26 protein-coding genes are annotated in these 25,416 nt (G+C 72.9%); 16 read left to right on the forward strand and 10 right to left on the reverse strand.

What is annotated here, in order from left to right; genetic code table 11:
- Nucleotides 1-4: 4 nt before the first annotated feature.
- On the reverse strand, nt 5-781 hold the full coding sequence (locus tag SCATT_RS30425; RefSeq protein WP_014151552.1) for a phytanoyl-CoA dioxygenase family protein: 777 nt from the start codon (nt 779-781) through the stop codon (nt 5-7).
- Nucleotides 782-986: 205 nt separating this feature from the next.
- Between SCATT_RS30425 and SCATT_RS39135 the strand changes: the two genes are divergently transcribed.
- The 5 genes from SCATT_RS39135 (at nt 987) to SCATT_RS30445 (ending at nt 5,109) form a co-directional block, all read left to right on the forward strand.
- Nucleotides 987-1,148: a hypothetical protein gene (locus tag SCATT_RS39135; RefSeq protein ID WP_014151551.1), complete on the forward strand. Its 162-nt coding sequence runs from the start codon at nt 987-989 to the stop codon at nt 1,146-1,148.
- A 142-nt stretch (nt 1,149-1,290) separates the two neighbouring features.
- Nucleotides 1,291-3,510 (forward strand): NADP-dependent isocitrate dehydrogenase, encoded by a 2,220-nt coding sequence (locus SCATT_RS30430; RefSeq protein ID WP_014151550.1) that lies wholly within the window; start codon nt 1,291-1,293, stop codon nt 3,508-3,510.
- A 97-nt stretch (nt 3,511-3,607) separates the two neighbouring features.
- Nucleotides 3,608-4,183 carry a GNAT family N-acetyltransferase gene (locus SCATT_RS30435; protein ID WP_014151549.1) on the forward strand — a complete coding sequence of 192 codons (576 nt, stop codon included), beginning with the start codon at nt 3,608-3,610 and terminating at the stop codon, nt 4,181-4,183.
- 55 nt (nt 4,184-4,238) lie between these two features.
- Nucleotides 4,239-4,895 carry a HemK2/MTQ2 family protein methyltransferase gene (locus SCATT_RS30440; RefSeq protein WP_014151548.1) on the forward strand — a complete coding sequence of 219 codons (657 nt, stop codon included), beginning with the start codon at nt 4,239-4,241 and terminating at the stop codon, nt 4,893-4,895.
- Nucleotides 4,870-5,109: a CDGSH iron-sulfur domain-containing protein gene (locus tag SCATT_RS30445; protein WP_014151547.1), complete on the forward strand. Its 240-nt coding sequence runs from the start codon at nt 4,870-4,872 to the stop codon at nt 5,107-5,109. The genes SCATT_RS30440 and SCATT_RS30445 overlap by 26 nt, the downstream gene beginning before the upstream one ends.
- A 37-nt stretch (nt 5,110-5,146) precedes the next feature.
- Here the strand turns inward: SCATT_RS30445 and SCATT_RS30450 are convergent, their stop codons facing one another.
- Nucleotides 5,147-6,172 (reverse strand): iron-containing redox enzyme family protein, encoded by a 1,026-nt coding sequence (locus tag SCATT_RS30450; RefSeq protein WP_014151546.1) that lies wholly within the window; start codon nt 6,170-6,172, stop codon nt 5,147-5,149.
- 338 nt (nt 6,173-6,510) lie between these two features.
- Nucleotides 6,511-7,620 (reverse strand): 3-oxoacyl-ACP synthase III family protein, encoded by a 1,110-nt coding sequence (locus tag SCATT_RS30455; RefSeq protein WP_014151545.1) that lies wholly within the window; start codon nt 7,618-7,620, stop codon nt 6,511-6,513.
- Nucleotides 7,621-7,775: 155 nt separating this feature from the next.
- Here SCATT_RS30455 and SCATT_RS30460 point away from each other — a divergent pair, with 155 nt between their 5' ends.
- The 5 genes from SCATT_RS30460 to SCATT_RS30480 all read left to right on the forward strand — a co-directional run bounded on the left by SCATT_RS30460 (nt 7,776) and on the right by SCATT_RS30480 (nt 15,095).
- Nucleotides 7,776-8,453, forward strand: coding sequence for a response regulator transcription factor (locus SCATT_RS30460; RefSeq protein ID WP_014151544.1), 678 nt, complete (start codon nt 7,776-7,778; stop codon nt 8,451-8,453).
- Nucleotides 8,446-9,897, forward strand: a complete 1,452-nt coding sequence (locus tag SCATT_RS30465; protein WP_014151543.1) for a sensor histidine kinase — start codon at nt 8,446-8,448, stop codon at nt 9,895-9,897. The genes SCATT_RS30460 and SCATT_RS30465 overlap by 8 nt, the downstream gene beginning before the upstream one ends.
- A 294-nt stretch (nt 9,898-10,191) precedes the next feature.
- Nucleotides 10,192-12,213 carry an NADPH-dependent 2,4-dienoyl-CoA reductase gene (locus SCATT_RS30470; protein ID WP_014151542.1) on the forward strand — a complete coding sequence of 674 codons (2,022 nt, stop codon included), beginning with the start codon at nt 10,192-10,194 and terminating at the stop codon, nt 12,211-12,213.
- Between the two features lie 586 nt (nt 12,214-12,799).
- Nucleotides 12,800-13,333 (forward strand): PadR family transcriptional regulator, encoded by a 534-nt coding sequence (locus SCATT_RS30475; RefSeq protein WP_014151541.1) that lies wholly within the window; start codon nt 12,800-12,802, stop codon nt 13,331-13,333.
- Between the two features lie 112 nt (nt 13,334-13,445).
- A complete protein-coding gene (locus SCATT_RS30480) occupies nt 13,446-15,095 on the forward strand; it encodes a sigma-70 family RNA polymerase sigma factor (RefSeq protein ID WP_014151540.1) in 1,650 nt (549 codons plus the stop codon).
- 10 nt (nt 15,096-15,105) lie between these two features.
- Here SCATT_RS30480 and SCATT_RS30485 read toward each other — a convergent pair whose 3' ends face one another.
- Complete coding sequence (locus SCATT_RS30485; protein ID WP_014151539.1) at nt 15,106-15,948, reverse strand: DUF2127 domain-containing protein; 843 nt, start codon at nt 15,946-15,948, stop codon at nt 15,106-15,108.
- Nucleotides 15,949-16,290: 342 nt separating this feature from the next.
- Between SCATT_RS30485 and SCATT_RS30490 the strand changes: the two genes are divergently transcribed.
- From SCATT_RS30490 to SCATT_RS30500, 3 genes are all read left to right on the forward strand, one after another.
- Nucleotides 16,291-17,046: an SDR family oxidoreductase gene (locus SCATT_RS30490; RefSeq protein WP_014151538.1), complete on the forward strand. Its 756-nt coding sequence runs from the start codon at nt 16,291-16,293 to the stop codon at nt 17,044-17,046.
- Between the two features lie 8 nt (nt 17,047-17,054).
- The gene (locus SCATT_RS30495) at nt 17,055-17,711 is read left to right on the forward strand and encodes a TetR/AcrR family transcriptional regulator (RefSeq protein WP_014151537.1); all 657 of its coding nucleotides are present in this window, start codon (nt 17,055-17,057) and stop codon (nt 17,709-17,711) included.
- Between the two features lie 195 nt (nt 17,712-17,906).
- Nucleotides 17,907-18,440, forward strand: coding sequence for a DUF4232 domain-containing protein (locus SCATT_RS30500; protein ID WP_014151536.1), 534 nt, complete (start codon nt 17,907-17,909; stop codon nt 18,438-18,440).
- 40 nt (nt 18,441-18,480) lie between these two features.
- Here the strand turns inward: SCATT_RS30500 and SCATT_RS30505 are convergent, their stop codons facing one another.
- A complete protein-coding gene (locus SCATT_RS30505; protein WP_014151535.1) occupies nt 18,481-19,302 on the reverse strand; it encodes an SDR family oxidoreductase in 822 nt (273 codons plus the stop codon).
- A 140-nt stretch (nt 19,303-19,442) separates the two neighbouring features.
- On the opposite strand from SCATT_RS30505, the gene SCATT_RS30510 reads away from it, so the two are divergent.
- Together SCATT_RS30510 and SCATT_RS30515 are read left to right on the forward strand one after the other, a co-directional pair.
- Nucleotides 19,443-20,042: a TetR family transcriptional regulator gene (locus SCATT_RS30510; protein WP_014151534.1), complete on the forward strand. Its 600-nt coding sequence runs from the start codon at nt 19,443-19,445 to the stop codon at nt 20,040-20,042.
- A 39-nt stretch (nt 20,043-20,081) separates the two neighbouring features.
- Nucleotides 20,082-20,534 (forward strand): VOC family protein, encoded by a 453-nt coding sequence (locus SCATT_RS30515; protein ID WP_014151533.1) that lies wholly within the window; start codon nt 20,082-20,084, stop codon nt 20,532-20,534.
- 117 nt (nt 20,535-20,651) lie between these two features.
- Here SCATT_RS30515 and SCATT_RS30520 read toward each other — a convergent pair whose 3' ends face one another.
- Nucleotides 20,652-21,098, reverse strand: coding sequence for a DUF1772 domain-containing protein (locus SCATT_RS30520; RefSeq protein WP_014151532.1), 447 nt, complete (start codon nt 21,096-21,098; stop codon nt 20,652-20,654).
- 90 nt (nt 21,099-21,188) lie between these two features.
- Here SCATT_RS30520 and SCATT_RS30525 point away from each other — a divergent pair, with 90 nt between their 5' ends.
- Nucleotides 21,189-21,767 (forward strand): TetR/AcrR family transcriptional regulator, encoded by a 579-nt coding sequence (locus SCATT_RS30525; protein ID WP_014151531.1) that lies wholly within the window; start codon nt 21,189-21,191, stop codon nt 21,765-21,767.
- A 150-nt stretch (nt 21,768-21,917) separates the two neighbouring features.
- Here the strand turns inward: SCATT_RS30525 and SCATT_RS30530 are convergent, their stop codons facing one another.
- The 4 genes from SCATT_RS30530 to SCATT_RS30540 all read right to left on the reverse strand — a co-directional run bounded on the left by SCATT_RS30530 (nt 21,918) and on the right by SCATT_RS30540 (nt 25,346).
- A complete protein-coding gene (locus SCATT_RS30530) occupies nt 21,918-22,724 on the reverse strand; it encodes a hypothetical protein (RefSeq protein ID WP_014626841.1) in 807 nt (268 codons plus the stop codon).
- 93 nt (nt 22,725-22,817) lie between these two features.
- Nucleotides 22,818-22,991, reverse strand: coding sequence for a hypothetical protein (locus SCATT_RS38725; RefSeq protein WP_157894789.1), 174 nt, complete (start codon nt 22,989-22,991; stop codon nt 22,818-22,820).
- Entirely contained in the window at nt 22,988-23,944 is a 957-nt protein-coding gene (locus tag SCATT_RS30535; RefSeq protein WP_014151528.1) for a radical SAM protein, read from the reverse strand. Before SCATT_RS30535 ends, SCATT_RS38725 begins: the two co-directional genes overlap by 4 nt.
- Before the next feature lie 256 nt (nt 23,945-24,200).
- Nucleotides 24,201-25,346, reverse strand: a complete 1,146-nt coding sequence (locus SCATT_RS30540; protein WP_014151527.1) for a methyltransferase domain-containing protein — start codon at nt 25,344-25,346, stop codon at nt 24,201-24,203.
- Nucleotides 25,347-25,416 lie beyond the last annotated feature (70 nt).

The following is a 25,416-nucleotide window of genomic DNA, read 5'->3' on the forward strand; positions in this document are numbered from 1 at the left end:
CGGGTCAGCCGGAGGCCGCCAGGGCGAGGGCCGTCCGGATCGCGGCCTCCACCGGGGAGAGCGGGCCGTCGGTGCGGTACGGGTCGCAGGGGACGGCCGGGTGCAGCGGCGGCTGGGCCATGAAACGGGGGCGGGTGCCGTGGTGCGGCTGCGCGGCGTGGACGAGGAAGGGGTGGCACAGGTAGACGTCCCCGGGGCGGCCGGTGGCCCGGACCACCGGGCGGTGCGCGCTGACGCGTTCGACCTCCGCGGCGATCTCGAAGATCGACACCCCGGCCTCGCCGTACCGGTTCAGCACCGGCGGCACGTCGAGGTGGGAGCCGACCCGGATTCGGGTGGGCGCGTCCGCCTCGCCGGTCTCGGTGAACAGCAGGAGCATCAGCAGCGCCCGGTCGCGCGAGCGGACGTTGGCGTGGAACCCCCGGGCGCCGTCCGGCAGGTAGCTCCCCTCGATGTGCCACCCCGCGTCGTCCGGTTCCTCGGGGTGCGGGAACCGCAACGGGAACGTGCCGAGCGAGCCGCGCGCCACCCAGCGTCCCGGGCCCACCAGCCGGTCGAACGCGGCGTGCAGCACCGGGGTGTTGGCGGCCCGGACGAAGGGTTCCTGGGCCATGTCGTGCACCCGGACCACCGGCCGCGTCCAGGTGGCCGGGTCGTCCGGGTCGTACCCGGTCTCGGCCCACAGCAGGGCGGCGCATTCGCGCGCGGTGGCCTCGTCGAAGGCACCGGTCAGCTTCACGAAGCCGTCCCGCAGGAACCGTTCGGTCGTCTCGTCGTCCACCCCGGCATTGTCTCCGGGGCGCGCGCGGGGCGCCGGTGGTTTTCCGTGTCACACCCCGTCAGCGGGCCTTCGTGCAACCTGTTCCGATGTGGCGTCCCGCACCGCGGAACCGGACGGTGGCCGGTGTCCGGGACCCGTAGACTCGGCCACCGACCCGAGCCCCGGCGCCGCGCGGGGGCAGCCGTCTGGAAGGACAGCGTTCACCGTGAGTGGTACAGAACGATCCGACGCGCCGATCTACGCCCGGCTGGTGCAGGAGCGCGGCGACGTCCCCGCCGAGGTACGTCGGACCGCCGAGCAGACCCTGCGGGAGCTGGGGCGGGCGATGGACTTCCGCACCGGGCGCGGCCCGCTCGGTTACCGGTAGCCGCGCCGCCGTCGGGCCCCGAGGGGTTCCGGCGGCCCGGGCGGGCGGTGGCCGGTGGTGCCCGGGGGCCCCTTGTCGCGTCGGGGACGCCCACGGGATATCTTGATGTCAAGCAAAGTGCAGACGTGGAGCGGAGCACCCGGTGACTGACTCGACCATCATCTATACGCACACCGACGAGGCCCCGGCCCTGGCGACCTATTCGTTCCTGCCGGTGGTCGAGGCGTACGCCTCGAAGGCCGGGGTCACCGTGGAGACCCGTGACATCTCCCTAGCCGGGCGGATCCTCGCCGTCTTCCCCGAGTACCTGGAAGAGGGCCAGCGTATCGATGACGCGCTCGCCGAGCTCGGCGAGCTGGCCAAGACGCCCGGCGCCAACATCATCAAGCTGCCGAACATCTCGGCGTCGATCCCACAGCTGAAGGCGGCCGTCGCCGAGCTGCGGGAGCAGGGCTACGCGCTGCCGGAGTACCCGGACGACCCGAAGACCGACGAGGAGCGGGAGATCCGCGCCCGTTACGACAAGGTCAAGGGCAGCGCCGTCAACCCCGTGCTGCGGGAAGGTAATTCGGACCGCCGGGCGCCCGCCTCGGTGAAGAACTACGCCAAGACCCACCCGCACCGCATGGGCGCCTGGACGGCCGACTCCAAGACCAACGTCGCCCACATGACCGGTGACGACTTCCGCTCCACCGAGAAGTCCGCGGTCGTGGCCGAGGCCGGTTCGCTGCGGATCGAGCTGGCCGGGGACGACGGCACCACCACCGTGCTGCGCGAGTCGGTGCCGGTGCTGGCCGGCGAGGTGGTGGACGCCTCGGTGATGCGGGTGGCGGCGCTGCGGGAGTTCCTGGCCGCGCAGGTGGCCCGGGCCAAGGCCGAGGGCGTGCTGTTCTCGGTGCACCTGAAGGCCACCATGATGAAGGTCTCCGACCCGATCGTCTTCGGCCACGTGGTGCGTGCCTTCTTCCCGAAGACCTTCGCCAAGTACGGCGAGGTGCTGGCGTCGGCCGGGCTCACCCCCAACGACGGCCTGGGCGGCATCTTCAAGGGCCTGGAAGGGCTGCCGGAGGGTGCCGAGATCAAGGCGTCCTTCGACGCGGAGCTGGGCGAGGGCCCGGCGCTGGCCATGGTCGACTCCGACCGCGGCATCACCAACCTGCACGTACCCAGCGATGTCATCGTGGACGCCTCGATGCCGGCCATGATCCGTACCTCCGGCCACATGTGGGGGCCGGACGGCAAGGAGGCCGACACCCTCGCGGTGCTCCCGGACAGCAGCTACGCCGGTGTCTACCAGGCCGTGATCGACGACTGCCGGGCCAACGGCGCCTTCGACCCGGCCACCATGGGCTCGGTGCCCAACGTCGGCCTGATGGCGCAGAAGGCCGAGGAGTACGGCAGCCACGACAAGACCTTCGAGATCCCCACCACCGGTACGGTACGGGTGGTCGACGAGGCGGGCGAGGTGGTGCTCCAGCAGACCGTGAGCGCCGGTGACATCTTCCGCATGTGCCAGACCAAGGACCTGCCGGTCCGCGACTGGGTCAAGCTCGCCGTCACCCGCGCCCGGGCCACCGGCGACCCGGCGGTCTTCTGGCTGGACGAGACCCGCGCGCACGACGCCCAGCTGATCACCAAGGTCGAGGCGTACCTGGCGGAGCACGACACCGAGGGCCTGGACATCCGCGTCATGTCCCCGGTGGAGGCCACCAAGTTCTCCCTGGAGCGCATCCGCCGCGGTGAGAACACCATCTCGGTCACCGGCAACGTGCTGCGTGACTACCTCACCGACCTCTTCCCCATCCTGGAGCTGGGCACCAGCGCCAAGATGCTGTCGATCGTGCCGCTGATGGCGGGCGGCGGCCTGTTCGAGACCGGGGCCGGCGGCTCCGCGCCCAAGCACGTCCAGCAGCTGGTCAAGGAGAACTACCTGCGCTGGGACTCGCTCGGTGAGTTCTTCGCGCTGGTGCCGTCGCTGGAGCAGTACGCCAAGACCACCGGCAACACCCGCGCCCAGGTGCTGGCCGACACCCTCGATCGCGCCACCGCGACCTTCCTCGACGAGGACAAGTCGCCGACCCGCCGCATCGGCGGCATCGACAACCGCGGCAGCCACTTCTACCTGGCCATGTACTGGGCGCAGGAGCTGGCCCGGCAGACCGAGGACGCGCAGCTCGCCGAGGCCTTCGCCGACCTGGCGCGGACCCTCACCGAGCAGGAGTCCACCATCGTCGACGAGCTCAACGCCGTCCAGGGCGAGCCGGCCGACATCGGCGGCTACTACAAGCCCGACCCGGCCAAGGCCGCCGCGGTGATGCGTCCCTCGGAGACCTTCAACCGCGCGATCGCGTCGCTCTCCTGACGCATCGCCACCTTTTCCAGCACGCCGCCCCGGCCGGACCCCCGGCCGGGGCGGCGCCGTTCGCCCGGCCCGACGGCCCGAGTTAAGGAGCATCGCCTTGGCGGAGGAGACGGCCTACGGGCCGATGACGGTACCGGTCACCACCGAACGGCTCGTGCTGCGGCCGTTCACCCGTGACGACGTGGACGACATGTACGCCTACCAGGGGCTGCCGGGCGTGGCCAAGTACCTCTACCGGCCGCCGCGCACCCGGGAGCGGTGCGCCGAGGTCGTCGCCGAGCTGGCGGACGGCCCGGTGCGCTGGCAGGAGGTGGACGACTCCGTGGTGCTCGCGGTCTGCCGGCGCGGCGAGCCCGGGGTCGTCGGCGAGGTGATGGTCAAGCTGGCCAACGTACGCGCCGGGCAGACCGAGATCGGCTGGGTCTTCAACCCGGCCCACGGCGGCCGGGGTTACGCCACCGAAGCGGCCCGCGCGCTCGCCGCGCTCGCCTTCGACCGGCTCGGCACCCACCGCCTCTTCGCCCGCCTCGACGCGGAGAACACCGCGTCGGCCCGGGTGTGCGAACGGCTGGGGATGCGCAAGGAGGCCCATCTGGTCGAGAGCGACCTGCGTGGCGACGAGTGGGGCAGCGAGCTGGTGTACGCGGCGCTCGCGCACGAGCTGATCCGCTGACCCTCCCCGGTCCGGCACCGCGTTTCGGCACGCGTGCGCCGGGTACCCGGGGCCGGTGCTGCTGCGACTGCCCGGGGTCTACCCCCCGCAACGCGATACCTGGCTGCTGGTCAGGGCGCTGCGCGCCGCCGCGCCGCCGCCCGGGGCCCGGGTGCTGGACGTGTGTTCCGGCACCGGAGCGCTGGCGCTGGCCGCCGCCGCGGCCGGGGCGGGCCCGGTCACCGCGGTGGACGTCTCGCGGCGGGCGGTGTGGGCCGCCCGGGCCAACGCGGCGCTGCGGGGCAGACGGGTACGGGTGCTCCGGGGCGATCTGCTCACCCCGGTCGGCGGTGAGCTGTTCGACGTGATCGTGGCCAACCCGCCGTACGTGGCGGCGGGCGCCCCCTTTCCGGCCCGGGGCGCCGCCCGTGGCTGGGACGCGGGCGCCGACGGCCGCGCCGTGCTCGACCGCATCTGCCGCCGCGCCCCGGCCCTGCTCGCCCCGGACGGCACCCTGCTGCTGGTGCACTCGGCGCTTAGCGGCACCGGACGCACCCTGGCGATGCTGCGGTGCCGTGGGCTGAAGGCGGCGGTGGTGGACCGGGCGACGGTGCCGTTCGGCCCGGTGATGCGTTCCCGGGCGCCCTGGCTGCGGGAACGCGGCCTGATCGACGCCGGGACGCGGACGGAGGAACTGGTGGTGATCCGTGCCGACCGGCCCGCACGACGCTGACGACCACACCGGCGAGGAGCGCCCGGACGGCCGGGAACCGCGCCGGATCACCGTGGTCCGCGACGGCCCCCTCCTGGTGGAAGGCCCGGTCGAGGTCGTCCTGCCGGACGGCACCACGGCGTCCTCCGACCGCTTCCTCGTCGCCATCTGCACCTGCCGCCGCAGCCGCGCCTACCCCTGGTGCGACACCAGCCACCGCCGCCGCGCCCGCTGAGCCCGCCGGGGTTACGCGGGCGGCCCGGCCGCACCCCTCAACTCGCCCCCGGCAAGGGCTCCCGCAGCGACGTCACCCCTCGGCGCCAGTGGTCCAACAGGTGCCCGCCCAGCCGTTCCTCCAGCACGTTGGTGGCCTGGATGCCGAAGACGACGTCGGCGGCGAGGTCGGGCTCGTCGGTGAGGAGGCCGCCGATGACTTCGTGGCGCATGACCTGTTCGTGGACGGCGTCCGCCTCGATGTGTTCGCGGTAGAAGCGGCGGCACGGTTCGGGCGCGGCGAGCCGGTCGAGGGCGCGGACGAGTCGCCGGGCGCTGGGGGCCGTGGTGATCTCGGCGGCCGTGAAGTGGCCGACGAGGGCGCCGCGGAGCGCGCGGTGCAGTCCGAGGCAGGACATCAGGTTGACCGGGGCCAGCGCGACCGCCGGGGCCACGGGGACGTACCCGCCGTAGCCGGGGTCGAGGCCGGCGGCGGCCAGCAGGTCGGCGAAGAGCGTGGCGTGCACCCGTTCCGCGCGTCCGCCGCCGTACTCGTCGAACTCCACGGCCACCAGCGCCGCCTTGGCCCGGCCGCGCAGCCGCGGGATGACCCAGGCGTGCGGGTCGGCCTCCTTGAGGTGGTAGACGGAGCGGTGCGCGAAGAACTCCCGCAGGTGTTCCCAGGTCCCCTCGCCGACGAGGTGGTGGCTGACGCCGGTGCCCTCCACGGGTTCGGTCAGCAGCGCGGACAGCTCGCCGTCCAGGTCGGTGCCGCCCGCCACCTCGTCGCGCAGCGCGCGCAGGAAGACGTCCTCCAACGCGCCGCGCAGGCGCAGCAGTTCGGGGTCCCACTCCCAGGCCGGGTCGGTGCCGGCGAACCCCCGGTAGTGGAGTTCGTAGCACAGGTGCAGGGCAAGCTGGAGGTCGTCGCCGTACGGGTCGGCGCGGGCGGCCTCGTCGCAGGGGAGCGGGCCGGCCGGGGGCGGCCGGCGCAGCGCCGCGGTGATCGCCGCCGACACCGGTCCGCGCGGGGCCGGCGGTGCCGGGACGGCGCGCGGGGTGGCGGGGGCGGCGGTGGTGGTCATGGTCCCTCCCGGGTCCGTCGGGTGCGGTGCCGGTACGGGTGCGTTCCGGCGGCCCGTCCGGCACGTCCTCCGTTGCGGGTACCCGGTTCCGCGCGGTTCTCCCGTCCGCCCGCACCATGGGCTTACCGTGGGTAACATCCATCACCGCGAGCCCGGGAGGAACGTCCGATGCCCGAACCGTCCGCCGCACCGCCGAGGATTGCGCCGCTGCTGCCCGACCTGTGGGAGCCGGGGTTGCGCGACCGGTTCACCGAGGGCGTCGGCGAACCGCCCGTACCGGTCACCGCTCGACCGCTGGGCGACCGCGCATCCGCTGCCCGGCGACCCGGGCTGAACCGTCACGCCGGACGCGCCGCGCGAAGGCCGGCCGCCGGGACCGCCGGCCCGTGCCGGTCGGGCGCGGCGGGGGCCGGCAGACGGTGGCGCAGGAAGGACGCCAGGCCGCCGGAGGCCGAGCGGGCGTACCGCGTGGCGGTCCAGCGCAGCAGCACCGACCCGGCCGGCCCGCCGCCCCCGAGGCCGCACAGCAGCACCAGGTCGTCCTCGGACAGCAGCCCCTCGCGGTGGACCTTGTCCAGGGTGAGCGGGATGGACGCCGAACCGGTGTTGCCGTGCCGGCTCAGGGCGAGGTGCAGATAACCGGCGTCCAGGCCCAGCCGCGGCCACACCGCGTCCAGCAGCGCGCCGTCGCACTGCTGCGGGACGAAGTGGCGCACCTCGTGGGGGCGGCGCCCGGACGTGCGCAGCGCCCGCTCCACCGCCTGCCGCAGCCGCCGGACGGCCACCGCGCGTCCGCCCGGCCCGGCCGTGGTCAGGTAACCGGCGTTCTCGTGCGGCGCGCGGTCCTCCGGCGCCGGCTCGGCCACCGCGCCGGATCCGTCCGCGCACCCCGACAGCACGGTGGCGAGGGTGCCCTGGCCCGCGGGGACCCGGCCGAGCACCACCGCTCCGGCGCCGTCGCCGAGGAGCGCCGCGCCGCGCGGATCGGCCGGGCCGGCCAGGCGGGAGCAGACGTCGGCGCCGACCACGAGCGCGTAGGACCCGGCCGGTTCGCCGCGCAGCATCCGTTCGGCGGCGGCGTAACCGCACAGGAATCCGCCGCCGGTGGCGTTGACGTCGAAGGCGACGGCCCGCCGGGCGCCGATCAGCCGGCCCACCACGGCGGCGGTGGCCGGCTGCGGGTGGTCGGAGGTGCAGGTCGCCACCACCAGGCAGGACAGCTGGCCGGCGGCGAGTCCGGCCTGCTCGATCGCGCGCTCGGCGGCGACCGCGGCCAGGTCCGACGTCGCTTCGTAGGGCGCCGCCCGGCGCCGTTCGCGGACGCCGGTCGTCCGCTCGATCCACTCGGCCGTCACCCCGGTGCGGGCGGCGATCTCGTCGTTGCCCACGACGGCGTCGGGCAGATGGGAACCGGTGCTGACGATGCCGATGGGGAGCCGGGTGTCCATGGTGTTACCTCCAGGCTGCGGGACGGCTCGGACGACGGGGAACCTCCCTCGTGCCGGACTGGCGCTTCCAGACCTCCACCCTGGCGCACCGACGCTGAGGCCCCGCTGAACGTCCCTGAAGGCGGCTTCAGAAAACCTGTGCCAGGCTGTTGTCCATGCGGCTGCTGATCGTCGAGGACGAGCGGCGCCTGGCCGTGACGCTGGCCAGGGGCCTGGTGGCGGACGGTTTCGCGGTGGACGTCGCGCACGACGGGGTGCAGGGGCTGCACATGGCGGCGACCGGCACGTACGACCTGGTGGTCCTGGACCTGATGCTGCCCGGCATGAGCGGCTACCGGGTCTGCGCCCGGCTGCGGGTCGACGGCGACACCACGCCGATCCTGATGCTCACCGCCAAGGACGGCGAGTACGACGAGGCGGAGGGGCTGGACACCGGCGCCGACGACTACCTGACGAAGCCGTTCTCCTACGTGGTGCTGCTGGCCAGGATCCGGGCGCTGCTGCGGCGCCGTACCCGGGGCGGCACCCCGGTGCTGCGGCTGGGCACGCTGACCGTGGACCCGGCGGCCCGGCGCTGCTTCCGGGAGGACCGCGAGGTGCCGCTGACCGCCAAGGAGTTCGCGGTGCTGGAGCATCTGGCGGTCCACGCCGGCCAGGTGGTCTCCAAGGCCGAGATCCTCGACCACGTGTGGGACTTCGCCTACGACGGCGACCCCAACATCGTCGAGGTGTACATCAGCGCGCTGCGCCGGAAGATCGACGCGCCGTTCGGCCGCCGGTCGATCACCACGGCGCGCGGCGCCGGGTACCGGCTGGCGGCCGACGGTGGCTGACCGCCGCGCCGGGCGGGAGCGGCGGCGCGCGCCGCGCTGGCGGGGCTCGGTACGGGCCCGTACCACCGCGGCTTCCACGCTGGTGGTGGCGGTGGCGCTGGTGGGCGCCGGCGGCGCGGTGCTGGCGGTGCTCCACCGCAACCTGGTGGACGCCACCAGCCTCCAGGCGGAGGTGACCGCCCGCGAGGTGGCCACCCAGATCACCAACGGCGCGGAGTTCTCCTCGCTCGCGCTGCCCAACGCCGAGAACCAGCCGGTGCAGGTGGTCAAGTCGGACGGCACGGTGCTGGCGGCCGGGCCCCGGCTGCGCGGGGCGCCGCCGTTCGCCGGCTTCGCGCCCGCGCCGCGCCAGCCGCGCCGCCCCGCCGACCCGGACGACCGGGTGTACGTGCCCGGTTCGGCCGCCACCACGGTGCGCTTCGACACGGTGCGGTTCCGGTTGCCGGGGGTCGCCGACGCCCGCCCGTACCGGGTGGCGGCGGTGTACGCGGCCACCGCGCGCGACCACATCGTCACCGTGTACGCCGGTGCCTCGCTCAACACCGAGCGGCAGGCGATCACCAGTGCGCGCAACGTGATGATGCTGGGGCTGCTGCCGCTGATCGCGGTGATCGCGCTGGCGAGCTGGCTGGTGACGCGGCGCGCGCTGCGTCCGGTGGAGGCGATCCGGGCGGAGCTGGCGGAGATCATGAAGGGTGACCTGTCGCGCCGGGTGCCGCAGCCGGACGCCCGGGACGAGGTGGCCCGGCTGGCGGCCACCACCAACGCCACGCTGGCCGCGCTGGAGGAGTCCGCCGGGCGGCAGCGGCGCTTCATCGCCGACGCCTCGCACGAACTGCGCAGCCCCATCACCAGCCTGCGCACCCAGCTGGAGGTGGCCCGCGCCCATCCGGAACTGCTGGAGATCGGCGGTCTGATCGACGACACGCTGCGGCTCGAACGCCTCGCCTCCGACCTGCTGTTGCTGGCCCGGCTCGACGCCGGTGAGCCGCCCCGGACGGAACGGGTGGACCTGGCCGCGCTCGTCCGCGAGGAGCTGGCGCACCGGGCCGCCGACCGCGTCCCGGTGACCGCCGCGCTGCCCGGCCGGCCCACCGCGGTCACCGGCAACCGGGCCCAACTCGCCCACGTTCTCGGCAACTTGGTCGACAACGCCCAGCGCCACGCCGTCTCCGCGGTCACCGTCACCGTGCGCCGCGCCGACGACCGGGTGACCCTGGAGGTCGCCGACGACGGTCCCGGCGTGCCCGCCGCCGACCGGGAACGCATCTTCGAGCGCTTCGTCCGCCTCGACGACGCCCGCAGCCGCGACGACGGCGGCTCCGGACTGGGCCTGGCCATCGTCCGCAACCTGACACACCGTCACCTCGGCACCATCGAGGTGACCGAAGCCCCCGGCGGCGGCGCCCGCTTCGTGACGACGCTCCCGGCGGCCCCCGGCTGACGGCGCCGCGACGCGGGGCGGCCCCGGCCCAGCGCACCGGGGCGCTCCCGCCCGCCCAGGCCACGGTGCGGGCGATCAGCGCTCGCCCGGGAAGACCAGCCGGGCGAGGCCGCGGCGGCGGGGCACCGAAGTCGATCAGCGCGGCGGTGAACCGGTTCCAGGCGAGTACATCGGTGTCGCGCATGGACGGCAGCGCCGCCCGCCACCTGTGACGCATCCGTCGCCGCCGTTCCCTGGGCAGGTTGTGCAACTCGTTGCATAATCGCTGCGACGACACACGGAGGTCACGCCGCGATGAGCGCCTACCCGCATCTGTTCACCCCGCTCGACCTGGGGTTCACCACCTTGCCCAACCGCGTGCTGATGGGGTCCATGCACGTCGGCCTGGAGGAGGCCGAGGGCGGCTTCGAGCGGATGGCGGCGTTCTACGCGGCCCGGGCCAGGGGCGGAGCCGGCCTCATCGTCACCGGCGGCATCGCCCCCAACGACCGGGGCCGCCCCTACCCCGGCGGTGCCAAGCTCACCACCGGGGCGGAGGCCGAGGAGCACACCCGGGTCACCGCCGCCGTACACCGCGAGGGCGGCCGGATCGCCCTGCAGATCCTGCACTTCGGCCGCTACGCCTACCACCCGGATCTGGTCGCCCCCAGCGCCCTCCAGGCCCCGATCAGCCCGCACGTCCCGCACGCCCTCACCGACGACGAGGTCGAGGAGACCATCGAGGACTTCGTGCGCACCGCGGAACTCGCCCGCCTCGCCGGTTACGACGGCGTGGAGATCATGGGCTCCGAGGGCTACCTGATCAACGAGTTCATCGCCGCCGCCACCAACCACCGCACCGACCGCTGGGGCGGTTGCTACGAAAACCGCGTCCGCTTCCCGGTCGAGATCGTCCGCCGGGTACGCGAGCGGGTCGGCCCCGACTTCATCGTCATCTACCGGCTCTCCATGCTCGACCTGGTGCCCGGCGGCTCGACGCTGGAGGAGGTGGTCGCCCTCGCCAAGGAGATCGAGGCGGCCGGGGCCACCATCATCAACACCGGCATCGGCTGGCACGAGGCCCGTATCCCCACCATCGCCACCTCGGTGCCGCGCGGTGCCTTCGCCTGGGTGACCCGCGAACTCATGGGCGCCGTCTCCGTACCGCTGGTCGCCACCAACCGCATCAACACCCCCGAGAAGGCCGAGGAGTTGCTGGCCTCCGGCCACGCCGACCTGATCTCCATGGCCCGCCCGATGCTGGCCGACCCCGACTTCGTGGCCAAGGCGCGGGCCGGCCGCGCCGGGACCATCAACACCTGCATCGGCTGCAACCAGGCGTGCCTGGACCACACCTTCAGCGGGCGGATCACCTCCTGCCTGGTCAACCCGCGGGCCTGCCACGAGACCGAGCTGGTGCTCTCCCCCACCCGGCACGCCCGCCGCGTCGCCGTCGTCGGCGCCGGACCCGCCGGGCTGGCCTGCGCGGTCTCCGCCGCCGAACGCGGTCACCACGTCACCCTCTACGACGCCGCCGACGCCATCGGCGGACAACTGCGGGTGGCCGCCCGGATCCCCGGCAAGGGCGAGTTCCACGAGACGCTGCGCTACTTCCGCGTCCAGCTGGAGGAGCACGGCGTCGAGGTACGCCTCGGCCACCGGGTGACGCCGGAGGCCTTCGCCCCCGGTGAGTACGACGACATCGTGGTCGCCACCGGGGTCACCCCGCGCGTCCCGGAGATCGACGGCATCGGCCACCCCAGCGTCACCGGCTACCTCGACGTGCTGGGCGGACGGGTGCGGGCCGGCCGGCGGGTGGCGGTCATCGGCGCCGGCGGCATCGGCTTCGACGTCGCCGAATACCTCACCGACCCCGGTGACGCGGCGAGCGAGGACCCGGCGGCGTACTTCCGGCGGTGGGGCGTGGACCCGCGGTACCGCGCCCCGGGCGGCCTGGGCCGCCCCGACCACCCCGCCGTCCCGCGCGCCGTCCACCTGCTCCAGCGCAAGCCCGGCAAGGTCGGCGCGGGCCTGGGCAAGACCACCGGCTGGATCCACCGCACCGAACTGCGCCACCGCGGCGTCACCACCCTCGCCGGGGTCACCTACCGCCGCATCGACGACGAGGGGCTGCACATCACCGTCGACGGCGAGGACCACACCCTCGCGGTCGACACCGTCGTGGTCTGCGCCGGCCAGGAACCCGACCGCGCCCTCTTCGACGCGCTACGGACCGCCGGCCACCGCGTCCACCTCATCGGCGGCGCCGACATCGCCGCCGAACTCGACGCCAAGCGCGCCATCGACCAGGGCACCCGGCTGGCCGCCACCCTCTGACCCGGCCGTCACGCGGCGGCCCGGTGCCGCCGCGTGATCCAGCACGCACCATGTCGTCCTGGACACACCGTCATCGCCACGCGGGACCGGGCGGTCCAGGGCTCGGCAGTCCTCACCGTCGCCGGCCACCCGCCACACCGACGTGGGCAAGCCCGACAAGAAGGAACTGCGCCGTCGCGCCATGGCCGAGGTCTGAGTAGCGCTCCTCGTTGAGGAACGCGTACGCGACGCGTCCGGGACGCGGCCCGGTCCGGCGTTCATGCCGTCACGGTGACGGGGTGCGGCGGGCGGCGAGGACTCCTGCGTACCGTTCGGCCGTACGGTGCGAAGGCCGCCGCGTCGGAGCAGTTCGAGCAGCGTGTCGGTGAACTGCGCGGTGGTGGCGGTGCCGCCAAGGGCCACGGCCGGGCGAGGGCCTGTCCCGGCACCCCGCTGCCAAGGCGCAGCGCCCCCGCGCCCTCCAAGCCCATCGCCATGATCCACACCGGGCGTTGCCGTCGAGTCGTCCGACCGCCCTGGCACGCGACGGGGGCGCCGCCTCCGGGCGGGCGGCGGCCGTCCGGCGGCACGACCTAGGATGCGCACCATGTCACTCCCGCACGCGATCCTCACCGCCCTGCTGGAAAAGCCGTCGTCGGGGCTGGAGCTGACGCGCAGGTTCGACAAGTCGATCGGCTACTTCTGGTCGGCCACGCACCAGCAGATCTACCGGGAGCTGGGACGCCTGGAGCAGGCGGGGCTCATCCGGGCCCTGCCCACCGCGCAGCCGGCCCGCGGGCAGAAGAAGGAGTACGAGGTCCTGCCCGCGGGCCGCGCCGAACTCACCGCCTGGGCCACCGCCGGCCAGGACCCCAAACCCATGCGCGACGCCCTGCTGCTGCGCATCCGCGCCGCCGCCGTCGTCGGCACCGAGGGCCTCGACGCCGAACTCCACCGCCACCTCGACCTCCACCGCCGCCAGCTGGGCCACTACCGCGAGATCGAGCAACGCGACTTCCCGCCGGAACGCCAGGCACCCGAGGACCGCCTGCGCCACCTCGTCCTGCGCGGCGGCATCGAACTCGAACGCTTCTGGATCGGCTGGCTGCAAGAGGCGATCAGCACCCTGCGGGAGAACTGACCGACCGGGGAAATCCGCGTTTTCTGTTATCCGCACCGGTCCCGCGGGGTCTCCCTGAACGACGAACGTACGCACCGCACCCACGGGTTGCGACCGGGAGCGAGGAGACCCCATGACGCCGGAACACGAAGCCACGGTCATCGCGACCGCGCGGGCGGGGGACGAGCGGGCGCGCGACGAACTGGTCGCCGCCTACCTGCCGCTCGTCTACAACATCGTCGGACGCGCGCTGCACGGCCACGCCGACGTCGACGACGTGGTCCAGGAGACCATGCTCCGCGCCCTGGACGGGCTGGCCGGACTGCGCGACCCGCGGCGCTTCCGGGCCTGGCTGGTGGCGGTGACCATGAACCAGATACGCCGGCACCATCGCGGCAAACAGGCCGCCGCCGCCCGCACCGGGATCGAGGAACTGGCCGAACTGCCCGATCCCGGCGCCGACTTCGCCGACCTCACCATCATGCGGCTGGGGCTGGCCGGACAGCGCCGGGAGGTCGCCGAGGCGACCCGGTGGCTGGACGACGACGACCGGGCGCTGCTGTCGCTGTGGTGGCTGGAGGCGGCCGGGGAGCTGACCCGCGCGGAGGTGGCCGCCGCGCTGAAGCTGCCCGCGCCGTGCGTCGCGGTACGGGTGCAGCGGATGAAGGCGCAACTGGAGACCGCCCGGCTGGTGGTGCGCGCGCTCTCCGCCTCCGCCCGCTGCCGGCGGCTGGAGCCGGTGGTGGCCCGGTGGGACGGTGTGCCCTCCGCCCTGTGGCGCAAGCGCATAGCCCGGCACGTACGGGACTGCCGCACCTGCTCGGGCCGGCGCCGCGGCCTGATACCCGCGCAGAGTCTGCTCGCCGGCCTCGCCCTGGTGCCGCCGCTGCTCGCCGCCGCGGGCCGGCCGGACCCGGACGCGGCGACGGTGGCGGCGTCGTTCCGGACGGACGGGGCCGGCGCCCCGGCGGGGTCCCGGCACGCGGCGCGCGGACCCCGGACGGGCGGCAGGCGGCCCGGTGGCCACCGCCGTCCCGCCGTCCGGCCGCGCGCCGCCCAACTGCTGGCCGGCGGCGCCGCGGTGACGGCCGCGGCCACCGTGATGTCCGTGGCCATCAGCTCCTCCGACGCCGCCCGGCCCACCACCACCGCCGCCCCGGCCGCCGCCCAGCCGCTCCAGGCCAGGTCGGCGCCGCTGCCGGTGCCGGCCACCGCCACGCCGTCCCACCCGGCCGCCCACCGTTCCGTACCCGCGCCCGCGACGCACCGGCCGGCCCCGTCCCGTACCGTCGTACGCCCCGTGCCCCGGCCCGCCGCCACCGCGTCGGCGGCACCGGTGCCCACCGCGTCGCCGACGCAGGGCTCCGGCCCGGTCGAGCAGGTGCTCGCGCTGATGAACCGGGCCCGCGCCGAGCAGGGGCTGCCGCCCTACACCCTCTCCCCCGGCCTCAACCGCAGCGCGGCGGCGCACAACACCGTGATGGGAAGCGGCTGCGGGCTGTCCCACCAGTGCCCCGGCGAACCGCCGCTGGGCGACCGGGAGACGGCCCAGGGCGTCCACTGGGGCGCCGCGGGCGAGAACATCGGACGGGCCACGGCCGGCCCGGACGACCAGCAGATCGCCACCGCCGCCGTCGGCCTCACCCAGGACATGCTCGACGAGCGCCCGCCGGACGACGGCCACCGCCGCAACATCCTGAGCGCCACCTTCACCCACGTCGGCATCGCCGTGCACCGCGACCCCGACGGCACCGTGTGGCTCACCCAGGACTTCTCGGACTGAACCGGACCGGTCACCGGCCGGACGGCAGCACCCGTTCCAGCGCCTGCCAGCCGCTGTCGCGGTCGCGTTCGGCCTGCTCGGCCCGGCCGCCGCCGCGCAGCCCGAACAGGCGCTTGGCGATCAGCAGATAGACCACCACGGCGATGTTGATCACCAGGGTGAGGATCTTGGTGGCGCTGACCCGTCCGGTCAGCTCGTAGACCTCCGGGACCAGCAGGATCACGGTGGCCACGAACGTCAGGTACTCCGCCCAGCGCTGGGCGAACCACAGCCCGACGGCCTCCACGCCCTCCAGCACGGCGTACCCGGCGAAGACCGCGCCGATCACCCACAGCGTCGAGGCGTGCGCGGCGAACGCCTTGTCCAGGTCGCCCAGGAAGCCGTGCCCGGAGGTGCCGCCGGTGCCGCCGACGCCGTGCTGGACGGCGTCCAGGATCCGGTAGTAGGGCCCCCGCAACCGGGCCCGGTCGTCGACGAAGAGCAGCACGGAGCCGGCGAGCACGCCCAGCACGAGGAAGTGCACCAGCCGGTCGAGGGCGATGAGCCGCAGCACGTACCGGTCGCGCAGCGGTTTGCCGCGCAGGGGCACGGTGACCTCGTCCCGGCCGGGCGGGAATTCCCGCTCCGGGTGCTCCGGCGGGCGCAGCGGCAGCCAGGCGTCGCAACGCAGACAGCGGTGCCAGCGCAGCCCGTCGCCCTCGCGGACCAGCGGCGCGTCCTCGGGGCGCACCCGGGCCGCGCCGGTGCCCGCCAGGTGGTGGCCGTGCAGGCCGCAACCGATCAGTTCGTAAGCGATCCGGCGATGGCGCGGCGGGGCGCCGGGCGGGTTGCGCGGTTCGCTGTCGGACGCCATTGCTGCCTCCGGTGAGGGTGGGTGTACGGTCCCGCGTCCTTGCGTGTGCCCAGTGTGCGCCGAAGCGTGCGTCCTCGGAGGACGAGTCGGGGGTGAGCTGGGGGTGAGCCGGGGGGGGTGAGCTGGGGTGTGAGCGCTCACAACGTTGTGGCGCGTGCCCGGCGTGCCCGACGAAGCGGGCGTTCGGGGGTGCGAGGCGCGATGTGAGCGCTCACAAGGTTCGTTTGCGTGCCCGGTGCACTGTGCAGCGCGCTCCCGACTGTGAGCGCTCACAACCGGACCGCTTTTGAACGGAGCGCTCCGCTCCGATAAGCTCCGGCCACCACGAACTCCGGAGGGGACATGACCGACACTCCCACCGCCCTGGTCACCGGCGGCAGCCGCGGCATCGGTGCCGCCACCGCCCGTCACCTCGCCGCCCGCGGCTACCGGGTGGCCGTCAACTACTTCAGCAACCGCGCCGCCGCCGACCAGGTGGTCAAGGAGATAACGGCCGACGGCGGCAGCGCCTTCGCCGTCCGCGGTGACGTACGAGACGACGACGAGGCCGCCGAACTCGTCCGCCGGGCCGCCGAGGGCGGACGGCTGGACGTGCTGGTGTGCAACGCCGCCGCCGCGCACTTCACCCCGACCCCGCTGCGCGACCTGCCGTGGGAGGACTTCCGCGGCAAGGTCACCGACGAACTGGCCGCCGTCTACCCGCTCACCCAGCACGCCCTCGCCGTCATGTCCGGACAGGGGTACGGGCAGATCGTCTACGTCTCCAGCCTGCTCGCCGAGGGGCCGTCCGCGCCCGGGATGATCGCGCACGGCACCGCCAAGGCGGCCCTGAACACCTTCGCCCAGTTCGTCGCCTGCGAGGCCGGCCCGCTGGGCGTCAACGTCAACGTGGTCTCCCCCGGCTACGTCCGCACCGAGGCCAGCGCCGGCATCCCGGCCGAGGTCCAGCGGCGGATCGCGGAACGCACCCCCTTGGGCCGGGTCGCCGAACCGGACGACGTGGCCCGGGCCATCGGGCTGCTCGTCGGCTCCGACGCCGGCTTCGTCACCGGCACCGTGCTCCGGGTCGACGGCGGCGCCGGCGCCTCCCGGATGTGAGCGCTCCCATGGACGACGGCGCGCGCGGCGGCGCCCCCCGGGGACGACGCCGGGAGGCGGACCGCAACGACGTACGGCTGATGCGGGCGGCCCGCGCCGCCTTCGCCGAACTCGGCTGGGACGCACCGGTGTCGGAGATCGCCCGGCGGGCCGGCATCGGCATGGGCAGCCTCTACCGCCGCTACCCCAGCAAGGAGGCGCTCGCGCAACGCATGCGCGTCCTGGCCATGGACCGCCTCACCGAGCAGGCCACCGCCGCGAGCGCCCGCCATCCGGACCCGTGGACGGCGTTCACCGCGTTCCTGCGGGACGCGGTGTCGGACCAGGAGCCCGGCGGTCCGCTGTTGCGGCTGCTCGGCGGCCGGCTGCCGTCCACCGGTGAAGTGGCCGCCGCCGCGGCCCGGTTGCGGTCGGCGCTGGACGCGCTGGTGGCCGCGGCGCACGAGGCGGACGCGCTCCGCCGCGACGTTGGCCCGGCCGACGTCCCGCTGCTGCTGGAACTGCTCTCGCTGCGGATCCCGGCCGGTGCGGAACGTTCGGCGGAGCTGCGCTCCCGTTACCTGGAACTCGTCCTCGACGGCCTGCGCGCCCCCGCCTCCGGCGACCCGCTGACCGGGCCGGCCCCCGAGTGGCGTGAACTCCACGCGATGTGGAACGCGTTGTGAGCCAACTCAGGCTCCGCGGCGCCGAGTTGGGGCCGTCAGCACCAACAGGGCGTCATGCCACTGAATCGTTTCCGCTCGTTGCCTTCCCATGACGGAATCACAACATTCGGCGTGCAGTGTGGTCGTCGACCGGATGTCGTCGCGTGCCCCGGAACGTTGCGTACGACCGGGGCGCGAACGAAAGGACTTGATCACATGCGTCGTCTGCTGACTGCCGCCGCCGTCGCCAGTGCCGTCGCCGCCACCGGCCTCCTCGGCGCGGGAGCAGCCACCGCGGCCGTTACCGCACCGCACACCGGTGCCGCCGCGTGCCAGCCCGGGACGCTCAAGGCCGCCGTGGACCCGAGCGGCCCCGAGCAGGCGGGCATGAACCACCAGGGCACGCTGCTGCGCCTGACCAACACCGGCACGACCACCTGTGCCTTCAGCGGTTACGCCGGCCTGGCGCTGGAGGGCGCCGGACACTCCGCGATACCGACCACCGTCCGGCACGGCAGCACCTACTTCGCCCAGGACCCGGGCGTGCGCCAGGTCACCTTGCGGCCCGGCGCCTCGGCCTGGGCCGACCTGGTGTGGACCCACGTCGGCCAGGACACCGTCCACGCCAAGTACCTGCAGATCTCCCCGACCGGCAGCAACGCGCACAGCACCGTCGCCTTCGCCCAGGACCTCGACGGCGGCCGGCTGTCCGTGACCGCCTGGTCGGCCAGTAAGCCCGCCATCGGCTGACCCGCGACTCGCCTGGTCCGTCCCGGCGGCCCGGGGCGGATCAGGCCAGCGTCTCTCCGCCGTCCACGGTGATCACCTGGCCGGTGACGTAGTTGTTGGCCATGAGGAACAGGGCCGCTGCGGCGGCTTCCTCGGCGGTGCCGAACCGGCCGAGGGGGGCGCCGGATCCGGCGGCGGCGACCGCCTCGTCCGAGTCCAGCCCCGGCAGCGACCGCAGCAGCGGGGTGTCGATCCGCCCGAAGCGGACAGCGTTCACCCGCAGCCGCGACGGGGCCAGTTCCACCGCGAGCGCCTTTGTGAGCGTTTCCACGGCGCCGACGACCGACAGCGGGACGGCCATCCCGGGTATCGGACGGACCACGAGGATCCCCGAGCTGAACGTGAGCGAGCCGCCCGCGGGGAGCCGCTTCGCCGCCGCGCGGGCGACGGCGAAGGCCGCCCACAGTCGGGAGTCCACGTTCGTGCGGACGTCCTCGGCGGTCAGCTCGGTCAGCGCGCCGGCACCGCTGATGCCGCCCGCGGTGACGAACACATGGTCGACCTCGCCGACCCGCTCGAAGACCTCGGCGAGCACCCGCTCGTCTCCCCCGTCGCCGCGGACGCCCACCACGGCGTCCTCGCCGCCCTCGGATCCCGCGCCGCGCACCCGCGAGACGGCGGCCTCCAGCCGGTCGGCGTCCCGCCCGACCAGTACGACCCGGGCGCCCACCGACCGCAGCAGGACACCGGCGGCCAGCCCGATGCCCGAGCTGCCGCCGATGAGTACGGCGGTCCTGCCGGACAGCCCGCTCGGCAGCGGCGAACGAACGGGGACGGGGACGGGGGCAGGGACGGGTACGGGGGCAGGGGTCGCGGCGCTCATGGGCGGGCCTTTCGACAAGGTGAGCCGGACGACGGCATGGAGCGGCCCGTCGGCTCAAATAAACCAGATGGTTGATTTATTGCTCCCTCGATACTGCCCCTCGCCCGGCAGCGTGTCAACCGGGTGGTTTAATTCATGCCATGGCCTACGACGCGGAAGACACCAGGCGGCGGATCTTCGAGGCCGCCGCCGCCGAGTTCGCCGAGCACGGCCTCGCCGGGGCCAGGGTCGACCGGATCGCCACCGCCGCCGACGCCAACAAGCAGGCGATCTACCTGTACTACGGCAACAAGGAGAAGCTGTTCGCCGCCGTCCTGCGGGCCAAGCTGGAGGAGATCCGCGTCTCCGTCCGCCTCGACCCCGACGCCGTGGCCGAGTCCGCCGGGCAGATCTTCGACTGGTACCAGCAACACCCCGAGTTGATCCGGCTGTTGCTGTGGGAGTCGCTGGAGGGGGGCGGCGGACTCGACGAGATCGAACGGGAACGCCGCGTGGGCTTCCGCGAGAAGGTGGACCACCTCCTCGACGGCGGCGTGGCCCGCCACCTCCCCGCCGACGCGCGCGTCCACGCCACCCAGGACCTGCTCTTCACCATCATGGGGCTGATCGCCTGGAACTTCGCCGTCCCCAGGATGTGCCGCGTCGTCCTGGACGAGGAGTCCGACCACGCCGCCCTGGCCCGCCGCCGCCGCACGGTGGTCGAAGCCGTCCGCACCCTCGCCGCCGCCCCGCCCCCGTAGCCTTGCCGACGCGTCCACGCACCACATACAACTGGCCGCATGCCACTGCACTGGAAGCTCGTCGTCGACAGCGCCGACGCCCCCTCCCTCGCCGACTTCTGGGCCGCCGCCCTCGGTTACGAGGTCGAGGACCCGAGCCCCCTCATCGAGCGCCTGCTCGCCGCCGGCCACCTCGCACCGGACGTGGTCGCCGAACACCACGGCCGCAGGATCTTCCGCGGCTACGCCGCCGTCCGCCACCCCGACGACCCCTACGACGAGATCAGCGGCACCGGCCACGGCCGACGCCTGCTCTTCCAGAACGTGCCCGAGGGCAAATCCGGCAAGAACCGCCTCCACCTCGACATCCACAGCGAACCCGGCACCCGCGACGCACTCGTGGCCCGGCTGGAGACCCTCGGCGCCACCCGCGACCGCGAGGTCGACCAGGGCCCCGCCGGCCACTGGTGGATCATGCGGGACCCGGAGGGCAACGAATTCTGCGTGGCGTAACGGTCCGGCTCCACGCCGTCCGCGTGGAGCCGGTCGAGGATGCGTTCCAGCGCGTCCCCGACCGTCGCGTCCCGGCGCGGGGATCGCGCGCCACCGGCGCGGGGTCGCCTCGCGGGGTCAGGCGAGGGCGGCGACCAGCAGGGCGAAGGCGGCGATGATGACGGCGACGCGGACGTAGTGGAAGCGGTCCCAGCGGTTCATCTGCTCCTTCCAGTCGGCGGGCCGGTTCTCGGGGGTCCACGTCTTGCCGCGGTTGTTGATCGGGACGAGCAGCAGGACCGACATGATCACGCTGAGGAGCAGCAGCGCGCCGGCGGTGACGATGAGGCCGGTGCCGTGGTGGGTACGTCCGGCGATGGCCCAGACCGCGACGAGGACGAGCGAGGTGATGTACCAGACCGGCATCACGGCTCCGAGCATCCGGCCCCCGTGGGCGCGGCCGAGTTGGCCGCTGTCACCGGGGAGTGCGTCGAGGATCCGGTTGATGACGAAGGCGACGGAGAACTCCACCCCCACCATCACGCCGACGACCACGGTGGTGAACACCTCAAGTGCGCTGAGCATGATGACCCCTCCTGGGACCTAGCATCGCTAGATGATGAGGCAAAGCTAGCCTGCCGCTGCTTGATTGTCTAGCGGTGCTAGGATCAAGCCATGTCGGTACAGGAACGCAAGCGACGCGAACGGGCGGAGCGCGAACGCCTCATCGTGGCGACAGCCCGCGAACTCGCCGAGCAGCAGGGCTGGGACGCGGTCACCACCCGCCGGCTCGCCGAGCGCATCGAATACAGCCAGCCCGTCCTCTACAGCCACTTCCGCGGCAAACGCGAGATCATCGGCGCCGTCGCCCTCGAAGGCGCCACCGAGATGGCCGTGGCGCTCCGGGTCGCCACCTCCGCCGCGGACGGCCCCCGCGCCCGGGTCACCGCCCTCGCCCGCACCTACCTCGACTTCGCCACTCGCAACCCGGCGGTCTACGACGCCCTGTTCCAACTCGACGGCGGCCTGCCCTTCGCGAACGAGGACACCCCCGAACCCCTGAAGGACGCCTTCGCCGCCCTGCTGGAAAGCCTCTCCGAGGTCGCCGGCGACGGCGTCCACCCCGGACTCTTCACCGAGGTGTTCTGGGCGGCCCTCCACGGCCTGGCCACCCTGACCCGAGCAGGACGGCTCCCCCCGGAGGACGCCGAGCGCCGACTGGAACTACTGGTGGACCGGCTCGCCATCGTCTGACACACCACCCCACCGCCGGGCACGCGGCCGGGGCCCCGGACCCCGGTCTACCGCGCCCCCATGGACGCCCGCCGCTTTCCGCGGGAGAGGCGGACACCCCGTCGGACATGACTCGTTGAGCGCGCACACGAGCGGAGTCGGCACCGGGGCTCAGCCGGCCTTCCGGTACTCCGCCCAGCGCCGGGACGCGTCGAAGACCGTGGCCGTCCATGGGTCCGGGTCCACCCCGGCGATTTCCTCCCACAGATTCGCGGTCGCCAGCGCGAAGGCCGTGACGGCTTCCGGCGCTGCTGTCCTCCATGCCGGAACACGTGCCGCCCACTCCTCCGCCGACCGGGGCTCTTGCTTGCCCGCCGCCATGAGCCACACGACCCAATGGGCGGCGTCCAGCCATGCCGCGCCCTTGGATGCCCACGCCCAGTCAACGAGATAGGCGGGACCGTTCACGAGGACGTTCTCGTTGTTGAGGTCCGTGTGAAGCAGGGAGTCACCCGCGAAGTGCGCAACGTCCGTGGGCTTGGCCGCGTACGCCGCGAGGCGCTGTTCCGCGTGCCGCAACTCGATGGGCGGGCAAGGGACTTCCCCCAGTCGGCAGAGCAGATCAGCCACCTTCGGCAGATCCGGTGAACCTGCCGAGTAGTCGGCGTGATGGCCGTCCAGGGCTTCGAAGCCCAGGAGGACCCATCCGGCGTCTTCCACCTGCCACAAAAGCGCGGGCGCGATACCGCGAAGGTACGGGTTGACTTCGGCTTCCCGGTGCTGGGTCCACACCCGCCCGTGGTCGGCTCTCAGACCTTTGATGAAGAAGGACCCGTCAGCGGTCGAGATCCGCGCCGCGATCTGACTGTTGTAGCCCTGGATTACCATCTCGGTCCTGAGAATCTCCCCGGCGTGAGATTGGACGCCGACGAGCACGGCGGGCGGTAGATCATCGAACGACATTCGCTCAGTTGCCACGGCGCCCAGACTCTCATACAGCGGCCCGTGCGGGTCCCGCGGCGCAATCGCGCCACGGAGCCCGCACGGAGCCCCACAGGTGTACCGACGCGGTTACCGGTACGGGTTGTCGTCGTTGCACCCCGGCGTGGTGCCCTCGGTCAGCGACTCGACGTCGTCCACGATGACCAGTCCGGCGGGCTCCGCGAGCTTCGGCCGTTCGGCCGGGGCCGGAACCAGACTCAGCGCGGGACGGGAGTGGGTGATCACCACTGCTGCAGCGCTCATGTGATGTGGTCTCCGTTTCCGTGTTGGCAGTAAGTGTTCAATGGTGCCTTCGCTTCCTGGTACGCCTTGGCGAGTGGACGGCATACCCGGCACGTTGCCGAGAGCCGACAGCCGCTACAGCCACCGGAGCGAAGCATTTCGGCATCTGCGATCGCGGGCAGACGCAGGAGGCCGTCAAGTCCCTCAGCCATGAGGTTGACGGGGTTCTCTCGACCTACCTTGCACATGGTGGCGAACCCGTGGGGGTCCACGTGAAAGAAGGCATGACCCGCCGGACAGCCTTTGAAGACTGTGGACTTGTCCAGGAATCCCGGAGCCTGGGCAGCCAGTGGTTCAGGTTTACCGTCGTATGTCGGGGAAATGTTCGCGTACTCGGTGTACGTGTACGCGTACTCCTCGGCAAGGTCCCGCATGGCTTCCACTTCGTGCGCGTTGTGCTTGGTGACGATCAACGCCAGTTCGAGCGGCACTCCGGCCTCTTTGGCGGCCTTGATGAGCATTCCCAGCCCGTAGGCCGTCCGATAAGAATGTGCGAAGTCCCGGTCGATGGTGGGCTCACCCCCCGTGAACTGGAGCCACAGGACTCCGGCGTCACGAAGCATGAAGAGCAGCCGATCCTTTTCTTCCCGCGACAGGCCTTCAAACTTCCGTTCGGCAAGGTAGCGGTGCTCACAGTTGAAGTTGCAGCCCTTGTTGATCTCCCACGTCGCCCGACTGTAATTCAATGAGGTGAGCGGACGAACCAGAACGGTCCTCTCTGTCGGGCACCCGGCGAGGTCGATCCCCCATGCCTGCCGTGCCGCGTCGACCAGCCACCCCGGCACCGTCTGCCTGTCGGCCACGGCATCGGAGAGTTCTTTGTACATGATGTGCGGAATGTGCATCCCTTTACGTGCACCGGGACGCGCGACGATGAACTTGTCACCCTGCGGGCTGGCGATTGCCTGGTACACAAGGCGGCCTCCGACGCGTGTGGCTCCTGGCCCTGCAACAGCGGCGGGACTTGCGAGCTTTAAGCAGCTTCAGAATGCGGGAAGTTGATGTCCAGTGGCCTGTCCGGAACCGAACGCAGGGCTTGCGCGGTTGCACCGGGAGACCGGGTGGCCATATCTCAAGAACAGTGCGGCCCGAGACCTCTTCGAGCGATGGAGTCTGGTAACCCCGGCCAGGCTGATTCCCCGTTGAACACGCGGATGTCCGTACCAGGATCTACCGCGCCCCCATGGACGCCCGCCACCTCCCTCGGGAGAGGTGGACAACCCCGTCGGGCGTCAACCGGACCCGCGCGCCGAGCAACGGCAGCGCGCCTTCCGCGTTGAGTCGGTTGCGGATGCGTTCCAGGGCGTCCCAGAGTCGTTGCGGGCCGCTTTGGTGCACTTCGGGCGGGTCGGTGCGCTCGGCGGAGGCGCGTGCCCATGAGCCGTCGGGGTGGGCCAGGTAGGCGGTGCGTTGGTGTCCGTTGGTCTCGTAGTCCAACTCGACGCCGGGGAGGGTGACTTCAAGCATGGAGCGGAGTTCCCACGCGTTGCCCACGTCCACCACGGGGTAGCGGCCGGTGCTGGTGTGTTCTCCGTGGGCTTGGCGGGCGAGGGTGAGCAGGTCGGTGAGGGCGGGCGGGTGGTCGGCGCCGGACCGGGTGGGCATGAAGCCGGCCATGTCCCGTTCCACCTGGCCGATCACGTCCCCGTGGCGGTCCTTCCAACCGGTGATGATCAGGGACGTGCGCGCGAGGGTCGTCGCGATCCGGCCTCCGTAGGCCAGCGCGCCGACCACTGGCCGGAGCCCCGGGCCGGGGGTGAGCGCGACCGTGGACACGATGCGGTCGTACGTTCCGGGGACCTCCCTGGTGGCGTCCGCGGTGATCAGTGTCGGGTAGCAGTGCATGTCGGCGAGGCGTTCCCCGGCCGCGCGGACGAGGTACGGGTCCACGTCCAGGCTGGTCACGCACGCGTCGCCGAGCCGGTAACAGGCGTACGCGGCGAGCCCGCCGGCCCCCGTGCCCAGGTCGAGGAGGGAGAGTCCGTCGCCGAGTCGGCCGTGCCGCAGCATGCGCACGACCAGGCTCGGCAGCGTGGCGGACGACGTGGGCCGTCCCTCGGGACGGTCGTCGGGTTCGGCCTGGTCGGCGTGGAGCGGGCCCACCCTGGTGACCAACGAGCGGTCCGCGTAGGCCGCTTCCGCCCACGCCTCCGGGTCGCTCGGCCCGTCACGGAGTTCCCACGCCCCGGAGCCGTCCCGTTCCCACCAGCGCGGGACCAGCTCGTGACGGGGAACGTCGGCGACGGGGACGAGCCACCGGGAATCGGGGTCGGTCACCTGGTCCGCGAGCGCGTTCGCTCGGCTGTGCCAATCCATGATGCCTTGCTTTCTTCGTAAGTCTTCGTAAGTGGGGTCACACGCTTCGGTGTTGGCGGGAGCGCACGTT

Source organism: Streptantibioticus cattleyicolor NRRL 8057 = DSM 46488, from assembly GCF_000240165.1.
Taxonomy (GTDB): Bacteria; Actinomycetota; Actinomycetes; order Streptomycetales; family Streptomycetaceae; genus Streptantibioticus; species Streptantibioticus cattleyicolor.